Origin of the sequence: Ligilactobacillus araffinosus DSM 20653, from assembly GCF_001435375.1 — a bacterium.
In the GTDB taxonomy this organism is placed as follows: domain Bacteria; phylum Bacillota; class Bacilli; order Lactobacillales; family Lactobacillaceae; genus Ligilactobacillus; species Ligilactobacillus araffinosus.
Genome location: NZ_AYYZ01000008.1, coordinates 78,366 through 92,393, shown reverse-complemented (window position 1 = coordinate 92,393; position 14,028 = coordinate 78,366). Strand labels below are relative to the sequence as shown.

At 35.1% G+C, this 14,028-nt stretch carries 11 protein-coding genes and 1 tRNA gene; 2 read left to right on the top strand and 10 right to left on the bottom strand.

The window, feature by feature from the left end:
* Nucleotides 1-82: 82 nt before the first annotated feature.
* Nucleotides 83-156 (bottom strand) — tRNA-Arg (locus FC64_RS01795).
* A gap of 215 nt (nucleotides 157-371) precedes the next feature.
* Here FC64_RS01795 and yjeM point away from each other — a divergent pair.
* Nucleotides 372-1,886 carry a glutamate/gamma-aminobutyrate family transporter YjeM gene (gene yjeM / locus FC64_RS01790; protein WP_057906268.1) on the top strand — a complete coding sequence of 505 codons (1,515 nt, stop codon included), beginning with the start codon at nucleotides 372-374 and terminating at the stop codon, nucleotides 1,884-1,886.
* 49 nt (nucleotides 1,887-1,935) lie between these two features.
* On the opposite strand, the gene FC64_RS01785 is transcribed toward yjeM, so the two are convergent.
* Nucleotides 1,936-3,183: a DEAD/DEAH box helicase gene (locus FC64_RS01785; protein WP_057906267.1), complete on the bottom strand. Its 1,248-nt coding sequence runs from the start codon at nucleotides 3,181-3,183 to the stop codon at nucleotides 1,936-1,938.
* A gap of 196 nt (nucleotides 3,184-3,379) precedes the next feature.
* Here FC64_RS01785 and FC64_RS01780 point away from each other — a divergent pair, with 196 nt between their 5' ends.
* Nucleotides 3,380-4,633: an MFS transporter gene (locus FC64_RS01780; RefSeq protein ID WP_057906266.1), complete on the top strand. Its 1,254-nt coding sequence runs from the start codon at nucleotides 3,380-3,382 to the stop codon at nucleotides 4,631-4,633.
* A gap of 197 nt (nucleotides 4,634-4,830) precedes the next feature.
* Here the strand turns inward: FC64_RS01780 and FC64_RS01775 are convergent, their stop codons facing one another.
* The 8 genes from FC64_RS01775 to FC64_RS07295 all read right to left on the bottom strand — a co-directional run bounded on the left by FC64_RS01775 (nucleotide 4,831) and on the right by FC64_RS07295 (nucleotide 14,027).
* A complete protein-coding gene (locus tag FC64_RS01775; RefSeq protein WP_057906265.1) occupies nucleotides 4,831-5,589 on the bottom strand; it encodes an exodeoxyribonuclease III in 759 nt (252 codons plus the stop codon).
* A 92-nt stretch (nucleotides 5,590-5,681) separates the two neighbouring features.
* Complete coding sequence (locus FC64_RS01770; RefSeq protein WP_057906264.1) at nucleotides 5,682-6,569, bottom strand: SPFH domain-containing protein; 888 nt, start codon at nucleotides 6,567-6,569, stop codon at nucleotides 5,682-5,684.
* Between the two features lie 2 nt (nucleotides 6,570-6,571).
* Nucleotides 6,572-7,030, bottom strand: coding sequence for an NfeD family protein (locus tag FC64_RS01765; protein WP_202987233.1), 459 nt, complete (start codon nucleotides 7,028-7,030; stop codon nucleotides 6,572-6,574).
* A gap of 366 nt (nucleotides 7,031-7,396) precedes the next feature.
* Nucleotides 7,397-7,726, bottom strand: coding sequence for a DUF3841 domain-containing protein (locus FC64_RS07530; protein WP_338033949.1), 330 nt, complete (start codon nucleotides 7,724-7,726; stop codon nucleotides 7,397-7,399).
* Between the two features lie 179 nt (nucleotides 7,727-7,905).
* Nucleotides 7,906-9,078, bottom strand: coding sequence for an SIR2 family protein (locus FC64_RS01755; protein ID WP_057906262.1), 1,173 nt, complete (start codon nucleotides 9,076-9,078; stop codon nucleotides 7,906-7,908).
* A 38-nt stretch (nucleotides 9,079-9,116) separates the two neighbouring features.
* Entirely contained in the window at nucleotides 9,117-9,473 is a 357-nt protein-coding gene (locus FC64_RS01750; RefSeq protein WP_057906261.1) for an SIR2 family protein, read from the bottom strand.
* 151 nt (nucleotides 9,474-9,624) lie between these two features.
* On the bottom strand, nucleotides 9,625-12,741 hold the full coding sequence (locus tag FC64_RS01745; protein ID WP_057906260.1) for a type I restriction endonuclease subunit R: 3,117 nt from the start codon (nucleotides 12,739-12,741) through the stop codon (nucleotides 9,625-9,627).
* Nucleotides 12,742-12,809: 68 nt separating this feature from the next.
* On the bottom strand, nucleotides 12,810-14,027 hold the full coding sequence (locus tag FC64_RS07295) for a restriction endonuclease subunit S (RefSeq protein WP_081035603.1): 1,218 nt from the start codon (nucleotides 14,025-14,027) through the stop codon (nucleotides 12,810-12,812).
* Nucleotide 14,028: the final 1 nt, after the last annotated feature.

Below are 14,028 nucleotides of genomic sequence, written 5' to 3'. Positions count from 1 at the left end.
AGTCCCTTATTGCCTAATTAATAAAGTGTCCAATTTTTGGGGTTCACTTCATACATAAGTTGCAGCCTCTTTTTTATGTCTATGCGCTTGATCGGAATTGAACCGATGACCTACCGCTTAGGAGGCGGTTGCTCTATCCTGCTGAGCTACAAGCGCAACGAATTAAAACAATAGTTCAAGTATAATTAATCTTTAAAAGGCACGCAAGTCTTTTCATTTTTTAAAATTCAATAATAATTATTGGATAAGTCTCTTTTATTTTTAAATATTTTCTAATAATTTTATTTTATGTTACATTTTTTATCATAAACCGTGTATAATTGTCTTACGAAACATCTTTTGTTTAAAAATATCCTAAGGAGAATTATTAGATGAGCGAAAACAATAACGCAAAGAAAATCACAACCAGTGCATTAGTGCTGATGATCTTCTCAACGATCTTCGGATTTGCTAATACACCGGTTGCCTTTATGCAAATGGGATATGGGGCGATCCTATGGTACATTTTAGGTGCATTGCTCTACTTCCTTCCAAGTAGTTTGATGTACGCTGAATACGGTTCTGCTTTAAAAGAAAGTAAAGGTGGAATTTACTCGTGGCTTGATGCCTCAATCAGTGAAAAATGGTCATTTATTGCCACCTTTATTTGGTTATCCGCTTGGGTAATTTGGCAAGTCATGGTTTCTCAAAAAATCTGTATCACGATTTCAACCATTATCTTCGGTCATGATACAACAAACACATGGCATTTATTTGGATTAAATTCAACTTTAACAGTTGCATTGATTTCAATCATCGGTGTAATTGCAATTACCTGGCTTGTTAACCACGGGATCGATACAATTGCAAAAATTTCATCAATTGGTGGTTTAGCTGTTATGTTGCTTAACGTGACATTGATTCTCTCAAGTGTCTTCATCTTATTCAAGAATCATTTCCAATTGGCCCAACCAATTCAACACGTTTCACAATTTGCAACATCCGTCAACCCTGATTTTCAATCACCGATTGCTATGGTCAGCTTCATGATTTACGCAATCTTCGCATATGGTGGCCTTGAATCAATGGGTGGTGTCACCGATTCATTAGATAAACCGGAAAAGACTTTCCCACGAGCAATCATTATCAGTACGATCGTTATCGGAATCGGCTATGCCTTAAACATTTTCCTTTGGGGAATTTCAACAAACTGGAATCATGTTATTAATCATCCTGACGTAAACTTAGGTAACATTACATACGTCTTAATGCAAAACCTTGGATTAGAATTAGGAAAAGCATTTCACTTATCAACTCAAGCTGCAGTAACAATGGGAACGGTCTTCTCACGGTTATCAGCGATTGGAATGTTATGTGCTTACTTAGGCTCATTCTTCGTTTTGATCTATTCACCATTGAAGTCATTCATCATGGGTTCACCAAAAGAACTTTGGCCAGAAAAAGTTACAAAGTTAAACAAGAAAGGCATGCCGTCATTTGCGCTTTGGTTCCAAACAGCAATCGTGTGTGTCATCATTGGTGGTGTTGCAATCGCATCAACCTTGATTCACCAAGATTCAAAATTCTTGTTTAGCCTCTTAACTTCAATGAGTAACGTTGCATCAACATTGCCATACCTCTTCTTGGTCGCAGCCTTTCCGTTCTTCAAGAAACGGCAAGATCTTGACCGACCATTTGAAGCTTTCCATAGCCGAAAGACAATGTTAGCGATTGTAGTCATTACATTGATTACTCTTGCTATTGCAAACGGCTTTACAATTATCCAACCATTTATCGAAAAAGATTGGGTTGGAGCTGCAGGAACCGTTGCTGGTCCGTTAGTCTTTGGAATCTTTGCATGGGTTCTCTACACGACCCGTTCAAACCGAATTAAAAACAACGATTAATCATTGAATATTAAAAAACCGTGATTGTTAAATGCAATCACGGTTTTTTTTACCTCTTTTTATGTGCAGCCGGCTTTCCTTTGTTCTTTCGATTTCGTTTCCGATTCTTTTTTTTCTTCTTTGGTTGCTCCTCGTTTTTAACACCTGGCTTCCGGTGTTGACGCCGTTTCTTCAAATCAAGATCAGCTATCGCCTCTTCGCCATAAAGCATTCCTCGATAAAGAATTCCGTTTTGGATATCAAATTTACTTTGACCCATGAGTTGTTTAAAGTTTCGCAATTCATGTTCATTTCCTAAATTCAAAACTGCTCCTGGCGCGCCCATCCGACCAGTTCGTCCCGCCCGGTGAATATACGTTGCATGGTCTTTCGGAATGTCATAATTAATAACAGCCGGTAATCCCGGAATATCAATTCCCCGCGCTGCGATATCGGTGGTTAAAATAAAGGTCAATTTGCCCTTTTTCAACGCAGCCAGTGCCTGTTGTCGGTCTATTTGTCGCCCATTACTGCTTAACATTGCAACCAGAATATGATGATGATGCAGTTTTTGGTAAACCTCTTCCAGCGTTGCCATTTGTTTGAAAAAGACCAAGGCGTGCATCTCAGGCAAATTGGCAATTTTACGCAACATATCAACTCGTTTACGCGTCGGTGTTTCTAATAGATAATGGGTAACCTGTCCCCCAGTAATGTCCTGATCAGAAACATCGATCACTTGTGGTTCAATTCCAAACCATTGATGAAATTCATTAAAAACCGACGCTTTCGTTGCGGAGAAGAAGACTAATTGAATTTCAGATGGAGCATGACTCAAAATATCACGAATCGTATCCTTTGATTCTTTTTCTTGAAGCATTTCGTCTGCTTCATCGATTACAGCTGCAATTACCTTATGCAACCGCAATTTTCGTTGTTCAATCAACTGCAACATCCGCCCCGGCGTTCCAACGACAACTTCAGGATGTTTTTTTAAACGTTCAATTTGACGTTTAACGTTTGCGCCTCCAATTAAAGAAATCGTATTTAAATCAATCAGCTTTCCCCACTCACGAACAACAGTTGTAATTTGGGCAGCTAATTCTTGAGATGGAGCCATAATAATCAACTGCGTGCCATCACCAGGCATTACCTTCTCAAGCAACGGCCAGGCATACGCTAGGGTTTTCCCTGATCCAGTTGGTGCAATCCCTAGTACATTTTCGCCTTCTTGCAATGCTATTTGAGTTGCTTGCTGAATTGGTGTTAGCTTGGTAAATCCTTGCTCTTTAAAATATTGTTTAAATTTTTCATTCATAATTTAAATTCCTCATCTTTTTAAATGCTTTTTTATTGTATCACGATTTCCTTATTTTTTACTTTTTAAACTTACTGAACAATTTAAAATTAATAATTATTTTTAATTTATCCTAGAATTTCGCCGTAATTGTTAGTATAATTGTCTATTAAGAAAATAAACGATGCCCGTGAGCATCGATTTTGGAGGCATACAGATGAATAATAGTAATAATTGCACAGCTAAAAAAATGACCCGGGATCAAAAGTGGACGATTGCTTCAACAGCAGCTGGTTTTTCACTGGAAAATATGGACATTATGTTTCTGTCATTCGCACTAACTCCAATCATTGCTAGTCTTCATATTTCGCAAGGCGCAGCTGGATTGATTGGAACAATGACTAATCTGGGAATGTTACTTGGTGGTGCAATTTTTGGTTTATTAGGAGACAAAATTGGACGAATTAAAACTTTCAGTTATACAATTTTCATTTTTGCCTTTGCAACGGGTGCAATGTACTTTGCACATTCTCTTCCCATCGTTTACCTTTTACGTTTCTTAGCGGGCATTGGTGCTGGCGGAGAATACGGAGTCGGGATGGCATTGATTGCTGAAAACTTTGCTGCTAAGCAAGTTGGCCGAATGACTTCGATTGCAGCAATTGGTGGTCAAATCGGAGCTATTTTTGCTGCTCTTGCCGCCTCGGTTATCATTCCGCGCTTTGGCTGGAATGCTCTTTTTCTTTTAGGAATCATACCGGTAATCTTAACTTATTTTGTTCGCCGACACTTAACTGAAAGTGAAGAATTTTTAAAAGCAAAAGCCGATGCCCAAAAGAATCATCGCAAAATTTCATTTACTAGATTATTTGCAACCCCGCAGCTAACATTTCAAACATTAGGTTTGATGGTCATGACAATCGTCCAAATTGCAGGCTACTTTGGTTTAATGAACTGGCTTCCATCAATTGTTCAAAAACAACAAGGTCTTTCGGTTTCAAAATCCTCAATTTGGATGATTGCAACTATTATCGGTATGAGTTTTGGAATGGTTGTTTTTGGATATATTATGGATAAGTTTAGTGCTAAAATTGCATTCAGTATTTTCTTAATCGGGTCAGCTTGTGTTCTCTTCGTTATCCTTGCGGCTCATACCGCCTTGACAATGATTCTTGCTGGAATGTTAATTGGATTTTTCTCAAACGGAATGTTTGGTGGCTATGGAGCCGTTATTAGTCAACTTTACCCTGCGGAAATTCGCTCAACTGCAAATAACATTATTATGAATGTTGGCCGGGCAATCGGCGGATTCTCATCATTCATCATCGGAATATTGATGCAATCCTTTAACTTAAAAGTTACCATGATGTTCTTATCGGGACTTTACTTGGTCAGTTTCATTGTCATGCAACTCTTACCGGGATTCCGCCAACTTAAAAATGTCCCCACTGCTGAAGTTGAACCTGAATAAAGATAATTTCACATGAAACAAAAGAAGGCTGTGACGTAAGTCGCAGCCTTTTTGTTATTTCCGCAATCGGGTTCCAAAACAAACGAGCTGAGTGGTGACGCATAGCTAATTCGAAAACCTCCGAATCTATGCTGGCGCGATTCGTTCGTTTTTCTGCTTCCACCACGCTCGTTTTTAACGTTTTGTCACACCTTCCTTTAATTACATTTAATTTTTAACTCGACCGGACAATGATCTGACCCCATCACATCACTTAAAATTGCCGCTTCTTGCAACTGATCTTTGAGATCATCTGAAACAATAAAGTAATCAATCCGCCAACCGGCATTCCGTTTACGGGCGCCAAATCGATAGCTCCACCATGAATAAGCCCCAGTTTGATCCGGATTGAAATACCGGTAAGTATCAATAAAACCGCTATCCAATAACTTTGTCATATCTTCCCGTTCTTCATTTGAAAAACCGCCATGGTGGTGATTACTTGAAGGATTCTTCAGGTCGATTTCTTCATGCGCAACGTTAAGGTCGCCGCATAAAATAACTGATTTTTGAACTTTTAACTTAAGGAGATACTCCCGAAAAGCATCATCCCATTTGACCCGGTAATCAAGCCGTTCCAATTTCGGCTTGGCATTCGGCGTATAGCACGCCACCACGTAAAAATTATCAAACTCTAATGTGATTACCCGGCCTTCATCATCAAATTCAGCAATTCCAATTCCGTTTTGAACGCTTAATGGCTTCTTTTTCGTAAAAACAGCCGTTCCCGAATACCCTTTTCGTTCAGCATAGTTCCAGTAAGATTGATATCCAGAAAAATTTAAATCAAGTTGCCCGGGGCTTAATTTAGTTTCATTGATACAGAAAATATCTGCATCCAACTTTTTGAAAACATCTTCAAAACCGTGCTTAATGGCTGCACGGATACCATTCACATTCCAACTGACCAGTTTCATTCTAATTACTCCTTTAAGCTTTAATCCTAGTTTCAGGGTAACGCAAATGAGCTGAAGATTGAAATGTTATGCAATCAAAGTTCTGTAAAAAACTATTTTTGCTCTTTTTCAGCTGAAATCTTTAACGCTGAACCTAAAGTTGTTAAATCTTGCAATTCGCTTGGAACAATCAATTTTGTGGAATTCCCATTCGCAACATCTTTTAATGCTTCAAAGGCCTTTAACTTCAAAGCCGCATCACTGACATTCGCATTACTGATCATTGTTAAACTATCAGCATATGCTTGTTGAACTTCACGAATTGCTTGGGCTTTACCCTTAGCCTCTTCAATTTCGGCATTTGCTCGTCCCTTAGCCTCAGTTTCGGCCGCCTCTGCTTCAGCTTGCGCTTGTAAAATCTGCGATTCCTTATTTCCTTTAGCCTCGGTAACTTGAGCCCGCCGTTCACGTTCAGCCTTCATTTGCCGTTCCATGGCATTTTGAATTTCCTTCGGCGGCACAATGTTTTTTAACTCAACCCGGTTAACTTTAACGCCCCATTTCCCAGTAACTTCATCCATGTAATTTTGCATTTTGGCGTTAATTGAATCCCGTTCGGACAAGGTTTGATCTAATTCAAGTTCGCCAACCACGTTTCGCAATGCTGTCCCCACTGATTTTTCCAACGCGTTTTCCAAATTATCAACGCCATAAGTTGCTAATTTAGGATCTGTAATCTCAATGGCCATCACCGTATCGATGTTCATTGAAACGTTATCCTTTGTAATTACACTTTGAGCTGGCAAATCCATCACGTGTTCTTTCAACGAAATCTTGTTTACAATGTTATCAATGAATGGAACTTTAAAATGAATCCCGTTATTCCAAGTTTGAAAATAACTTCCCATGCGTTCGATGACATAAGCTTCAGATTGCTGAACAACTTTAACACAACGTACTCCTAAAATAACTAAGATAATTAATAAAATTAAAAATAACATTCCTATCCCTCTCTATCCTTAATTTTTTGAACCTGTAATGTGACCCCATTCAGTGCCACGACTTTAACTGAATCACCAACATTCAACTTTGCATCAGTCACATACTTCCATGACTGGCCATCGACCTTTACGCGTTGGTCATTCAAAACGGTTCCTATTTTCCCGACGATCCCATCCGCGGCGTTCATTGGATGAAATTTCGGCTGCAATTTTTTCGCAAGTGGTCTGAAAATCAATAGCAGGACCACCCCCGTTACAACAAACTGAATTAACTGCCATTTAAGACTGATGTGCATTGAAATCAAAAATAAATTGATCAATGCGCTGACCGCAAACCAGATCGAGATTAATTGAGTTGTGAAAATTTCTATCCCCAATCCCAAAATTGCGATCATAATCCAAATACCAAATGAATTCGTTCCAATCCCTCTTTTCTTTTGGAAATCAACTTTATCTGTCAACTTGATTTAAAATTTACGCTATTAAATTGATTTTTGCAAGCAAATTTTAAAACAAAAAACCCGCAACAACTTAAAGTCGTTACGAGTTTACTTTCAATTGATTTCACGCACCCTTGCGCCCTTTTTCAAACGCCAAACTTTCCGTACCTGATCAATTTTTAGTTGCCAAAAGCATCCCTGAACTATTTCGCCATTCATTGTCCATTCATCCTGACGACGAATCGTAATATCAAAAATTTGCTGCCATGATTTTTCCTTAACACGTTGTTGCTTCTTAGGCGTTAAGCTCTCAAACCAATTATTTAATCGTTGATATTCTTCATAATTCGTTGCTGGAGCAAGATAACTGTTACTTAATACAAAATGTCACTCTTCAAATTCACTTAATAGAACCTGTTCTTCGGGAATATCAATTTCCATACAGACCTCATCTTCATAATCTTGGGCCCAACGAAAATCAGGACGGCAATGCTGATAATTTTTGCTGCGATACCATGCCCAAATCGGGGCCTTAACGTTTTTCGGCGGATCACCAACTTTACTTTTCATTTGGTCGATCATCCACTGATATGCATTTTGAAAATTAACTTCTTCTAAAAGAATGGATTTATGCGGATCACAGTTAAAAGTTCCGTCTCGCTTTAATTGTTGGTAAACACAGTAAGGTTGATTAGTCCACATAATCAATTGCAACATCCCCTTATTTTTATACCTTGGATAAATTATAGCATCCCCCAAATTACACTTTTGACTAATAAAATATGGATTGTTATAATCAAAGTAACAAAAAACAGTTACGCTCTGTAATGCTTGTTTTGTTGTCCAACAAAAAAGGTCTCACATAGGTGTCTCCTACGATTGAGGCCTTTTTTATGCTAAATTTCATCAAATTTTTCTTCGAACTTTAAGCTATATGCTAGAAATAATTTTCTACAATTCGTCTCACCTATAAAATTATCGTCCTCATTGATTAAAATATACTTAATCATATTCATTATTACTTTCTGACTATAATCATTAATATGCTTAATAAAATACATAATTTTCAGTCGATGCATAAGGTCATTATTTTCAAAAATCTTTTCAGGTTGAGTAAAATCCAACTTTTTTAGTCTATCAATATATTTATTTCCAGGTTTACTAACATTTAACGAAGAAAGAGATTCAAATCTTCTTAAACGATTATTTATTTTATTCTTATCTCTTTCCGTTAGAGTTATACCTCCATTATTTTTTAATTTTAATAAATACTTTGAAATTGGTAATGCAGATTGTGGCGATAAATTTATTATAAATTTTATTGCTATTTCTAATGGCATATCATCCTTTTCAAGAAAGTAGCTTTTAACATAATCCGCATAACTTGGATATTTATATAAATATCTATTATCTCCAAAAGCAACAACTAGATTTCGCTTTTTTAATTCATCTGGTAACTTGTCAAGATTAACAAAAGAAGTAAGAACATTCTTTAATTCACCTTTTTTACCTTTAATATCGATAATTTTTCTAAACGCTGCTTGATACTTAGCAATTTCACTTGGCGATACTCCTTGATCTATTTCAGCAACCTTTTCATATATTTCAGAATAATTATCAGTTGAAAGTTGCGTATAGTGAACTCCAAATGTATCGCAAATTACTTCGCTAACCTTTGACTGACCCTTTTTATAATCAACAACTCCAATTCTCCTAGCTGCATCTTCAATTGAAAACGGCATATTATCTGCTAAATCTTTTAACAAACAGCGAATATTTTCATCCGTAAGTGAATAACCTAAAAATAAAATTGGCGATTCAGTTAATTTACTTAAAATTTTTGCATTCACTATTGCAGATGTTCTTTTAAGATTCTTATAGTCACTTGCAGTGATAACAATGCTGTTCGGATCATCTATTGAACCATGAATTTTATATAATTCATTTATATCAGTTGTATTTTCAAATAATCCTTTGTTTCCTATACGGACTTTGATTCGGTTATCAAATTGCTTTTCTATAAACCCATCATAGTTTGTTGTTACAATTAGCCTCGCTTTTTGGAGCATTTGTTGAAATAAAGTTAATTCTTCTTCAATGCCATCTTTTAATTAAAGATTAGAGTATATCTCTGCAATTCGCCATCTAAAAGGTGAAATATTTTCTTTATGTGCTTTTTCAGTGAAAGATTTTTTAATGCTATTTTTCCATTATAAAATTCTGAATCGAACTTTTCTTCTATTTCCTCTGCTAGCCTAGTATACACATTGAATTCTGTATTTTCCGTTTTTTTCAATTCATCAAATCTTGCAAAATAAGTAGTATCGATACTTGATTCCTGCCATAATTTTTGAAGTAATTCGTCCCAAGTAGGTGCATCCTTAAAATATCGCTGAGTTATTCCTGAACCAATAAAAATTATCGGAAATTCATTGTTGCTTTTTAAATGCTCTAAAAATTCCATACTTTTCCCCTTAATTTTTGTCTATTAATTTAAGTAGTGTAATTATAGCATTTTAAGAGGAATTATTAATAATAATATCGCATATCAAAAAAGAAGTATCAACTACATAACGACAGTCAATACCTCTTTGTCCTCCAATTAACAATTAAAGCTATTCATTTGAAGCCATTAATTCAGCCTGTTCAACAACTGTATTAACCGCCTCTGGAGCAATATCCGGCGGATAACCATATTTCCGTAATAATCGTTTTACAGCGACACGCATTTTGGCCTGAATATTTCGGCGTTTTTCCCAGTCTACTCCAGCTTCTTTTTTTACCAATTTCACTAATTCTTGCGCAATTAAATGAAGTTTCTCTTCACCTAAGACTTCAATAGCTTTTTCATGGTCTGCTAAAGCATCATAAAAGGCAATTTCTTCTTGGCTTAATCCTAAATCTTTACCTTTTTCTTGTTCAGCATTAATTTTTTTGGCCATTTCTATTAGTTTACGAATAACTAACTCACTTGTAATTCCTCGTTTATTATATTCGTCAATTGATTTCTTAAGCATCTCTTCAAATTTTTCAGACATGACCTTATTTGTCTTTGTCATTGCTTTTATTTTTCCTTTAAGCAATTTCTCTAATAAGGTAATTGCCACGTCCTTTTCAGGCATCTTATCAACCTTTTGTAAAAATTCATCTGATATTAAGTCAATATTTTGACGTTTAATTCCTAGTTCATCATATAAATCAACGTTTGGTTCAGAAATAATCGATTGATCCAATAATTGCTGCATCTGATACTTTACATTAACATGCTCTCCAACTTTTGTTTCAGTATCTGGTTGCTTTAACTTTTGAATAAAGACCTTAACCGTCTTAAAGAAAGCAATTTCTTTACTGTACACTTGTGCTTCTGGTTGAGTAGAAGTTAATGCATACACCTTTTGCAATTCGGTAACTACGTCCAAAAACTTTCTTTGTGTTTCTTCATCTTCTTGAAGAATTTCATTAGCCACTCGGCGAGTCACCTTAAGTCGGATGGTTTTATCTTCAGAATCAAAATCAGAGTAATCCACACCATATAGAAAATCATTAGTAATAATATTATATTTTTCCTTTAATAAAGCTAAGGCTTTATTCATATTAATTCCAACTTGTCCTTGGTCTTCTGTTGAATATACATTTAATGCATCTTTTAAATTTTCAGCAATTCCAATATAATCAACGATTAGTGCACTATCCTTATCTTTAAAAACGCGGTTAACTCGAGCAATTGCCTGTATTAAATTATGTCCTTTCATTGGTTTATCAATATACATTGTATTCATTGATGGAACATCAAATCCTGTTAACCACATATCAACAACGATGACAATTTGAAGCTCATCGTTATTATCTTTCATTCTCTTTTGAAGAATACGACGTTCATTTTTATTGGTTTGAAATTTTGCCATCTCCGGTCCATCCGCAGCAGATGACGTCATTACTACTTTAATCTTGCCTTTATTTAGATCATCACTTTCCCACTCGGGACGTAGCTTGATAATTTCGTTATAAAGTCGAACCGCATTGCGACGGGACATTTCAACAATCATGGCCTTGCCAAATGCTTCTTTTTGACGTGCCTCAAAATGGTTAACAAAATGCTTAGCAATACTTTCTAGCCGAGGTTGTGCCCCTGCTAGTGCCTCCAAGCGGGAATATTCTCGATTTCGACGAGCATTTTCTTCAATATTCGGATCATCATCTAAATTTGCCTCTTTTAGCAATTGTTGATATTTTTCTTGTGCATCATCCTGTAATTTAAGTGGAAACACATGACTCTCATAGTAAATTTTTACTGTCGCATGATCATTAACAGCCTGAGTAATATCATAAACATCAATATATTTACCAAACACTGCCACGGTAGATTTATCAGCTTTGGAAATTGGTGTTCCAGTAAATCCAATAAATGCTGCATTTGGTAAGGCGTCCCGCAAATACTTAGCAAAACCATATCGTAACCCATTTTCAGTAAATTTTGCTTTTAGTCCATACTGAGTACGATGTGCTTCATCTGCAATAACAATAATGTCGCTTCGATTACTCAAAACTGGCATCGCGGTCTCACCTTTATCAAAATTTGGCGAAAACTTTTGAATCGTTGAAAAAACAATTCCTCCGGCCTGTTTATCCATATATTGACGCAACTCTTCACTTGATTCAGCATGCTCAGGAGTTTGACGAAGAAATTCATGGGCAGCTGAAAAAGTATCAAATAATTGATCATCTAAATCATTTCGGTCATTAACCACTAATAATGTAGGATTATTTAATTTCCTAGCCACGATACTTGAGAAAAATACCATTGATAAGCTTTTTCCTGATCCAGTTGTATGCCAAACAACCCCAATTCTTTTATCTTTAGGATCGTTAAGGGTTCGCTTAGCAGCTTCAACTGCTTTATTTACCATATAGTATTGGTGATATGCAGCTAAAATTTTGATTGTATTATCTCCGTCAGTCTCGAAAATGATAAAGTTTTCAACTAAATTAAGTAAGTCTTTCGGACTCAGCATGTACTTTATCATTGTTTCTAATTCTAAATCGTCGCCTACAGATGCATTTTTAGGTTCTCTCCAGCGCATAAAACGATCAAATCCAGCTGTCAGTGAACCGGCACGTGAATTGATTCCATCTGATATTACTAAGATTTCATTATATTTCAGAAAATCTGGAATATCTTCCTTATAAGTTTGTAATTGGCGATATGCATTTTTAATACTTACATTTGGATTACTTGCATCCTTAAATTCAAATGTGACTAGTGGTAATCCATTAACGAAAATCGTTGTGTCTGGACGCCGCTCTTTATTTCCCTCAAAGGTAAATTGGTTAGTTGCAATGAAATCATTTTTTTCTACATTTTTAAAATCAATTGGATATAATACCTCTGTTCGATTTTCGCCGTTAATTGTCGTTTTTACTCTAATTCCTTCAATAAGAAGCTTGTGAAAATAATGATTATTAATCATCATATCAGGATTATCGGACAAACGAATAAGCTGCCGTAAAGCCTCATGATAAATTTCTTCAGAATATCCTGGATTTAATTTCCGAAGAGCTTGTTCTACTTTATCAATTAGTAAAGCCGTAGCGTGATCATTTTGACGCATTGCATCTATTTCTGGACTAGGTAAAGATGAATTGGGGCTTTTATAAATTGTATAACCCACTTTTTTAAGAGTATCTAATGCAAGATTTTCAATATCTGACTCTAATAAAAAGCTTTTTGACATATTAGCACGCTCCTTTCTGTGATTAATATGGTAAATGATAATTTACTTGAATTAGCTACTTTAACTATCTAAAAATATTTATTTAATAATTGATTTTTTATTTCATTTAATTTACTGTTTTCTTGTATATTTTTTGATACAGTAGTCAAATAATTTTTAGTTAAATCGATTATGTTTTCTAATTCTTTATAATCTTTTGGCAGAGGTATTTCAAATTCTCTTAATGCTTTTTTACTAAGATGAAGTACGGTTGTTCCATTTACGTAACTTAAACAGTGAAATTTTACCCGTGAACTCATCAACACTAAATCTAATAACCATTTAGATATTTTATCTTGCTTAGGGACAACTTTTACTAAATCCATAGAATAAATAGTTTTTTCGTAACTATTTGTAGTAAGTACAGGTTCAGCATTACCAATAATATCTGCATTTTGCGTTAAATCAGTATGTGCAACAAGCATATCAAATAATGAAACATATTTATCTTTCTTAACATTTTTACTTGGAACGATAGGTTTATATCCTTCGCTTCTGAATCCACCGTTTCTAGTAAAATTCTTGATAGTAGCCATACCTATATTACTATCTACTAGTTCTTTTCCTGTATATGAATATCCAGTTGTTATTTCAGCAACATCGGTTAATTTTTTATACTCCCAATCGTCAGGGACTATTCCTTTGTTAAAAGTAAAATAAGAAAAATAATTATCACTAATCACTTTTAATTGTCCAAGTAAATTATCATTTATTTGTTTATTTAAAGAAATTTTCTCTGTAATTACTCTAAAATAATTTCCTATCTTCCTTTGATCATTCTTATTAGGTAGATCAATTTCTATCTTTCTTAAATCTTTTTGTTTTATTCCTATAACTGTTGTACCCGTTGCTCTTTCAAAAAGTTTTTTTTGAAAAGACTTTGATTGAGTTAAGGCAAAAAAATACCATGGACTGATAATATCTATATTGGGTCTAAGCAAAAAAGTTCTCTGACTTAAAATTGCCTTTAATGGTTTAGTAACTAAATAGCTTTCACCTAATGGAGCTTCAGAAGTTAATAAAATATCATTAATTTCTATAGATCCATCTTTCATCCAAACTTTATACAATTTATCATCTCCATAATGAGATTTATCAATATTAATTAATTCTCCGTTTTTTATATTTTTTGCACTTATAGCTGGAATTTCATTATTATTTTCTGACCATTTCAAGCCTAACTTTTTCGGTGTTTTTCCCCTATAATCCATAATCAAAGTAACTAATTCATCTAATGTATACTTCATC

Excerpts from the sequence above, each read along its gene's own strand:
- yjeM (WP_057906268.1), top strand. The coding sequence starts at position 372 with ATGAGCGAAAACAATAACGCAAAGAAAATCACAACCAGTGCATTAGTG.
- FC64_RS01785 (WP_057906267.1), bottom strand. The coding sequence starts at position 3,183 with ATGAATGAAAAATTTAAACAATATTTTAAAGAGCAAGGATTTACCAAG.
- FC64_RS01780 (WP_057906266.1), top strand. The coding sequence starts at position 3,380 with ATGAATAATAGTAATAATTGCACAGCTAAAAAAATGACCCGGGATCAA.
- FC64_RS01775 (WP_057906265.1), bottom strand. The coding sequence starts at position 5,589 with ATGAAACTGGTCAGTTGGAATGTGAATGGTATCCGTGCAGCCATTAAG.
- FC64_RS01770 (WP_057906264.1), bottom strand. The coding sequence starts at position 6,569 with ATGTTATTTTTAATTTTATTAATTATCTTAGTTATTTTAGGAGTACGT.
- FC64_RS07530 (WP_338033949.1), bottom strand. The coding sequence starts at position 7,726 with ATGTTGCAATTGATTATGTGGACTAATCAACCTTACTGTGTTTACCAA.
- FC64_RS01755 (WP_057906262.1), bottom strand. The coding sequence starts at position 9,078 with ATGCTCCAAAAAGCGAGGCTAATTGTAACAACAAACTATGATGGGTTT.
- FC64_RS01750 (WP_057906261.1), bottom strand. The coding sequence starts at position 9,473 with ATGGAATTTTTAGAGCATTTAAAAAGCAACAATGAATTTCCGATAATT.
- FC64_RS01745 (WP_057906260.1), bottom strand. The coding sequence starts at position 12,741 with ATGTCAAAAAGCTTTTTATTAGAGTCAGATATTGAAAATCTTGCATTA.
- FC64_RS07295 (WP_081035603.1), bottom strand. The coding sequence starts at position 14,027 with ATGAAGTATACATTAGATGAATTAGTTACTTTGATTATGGATTATAGG.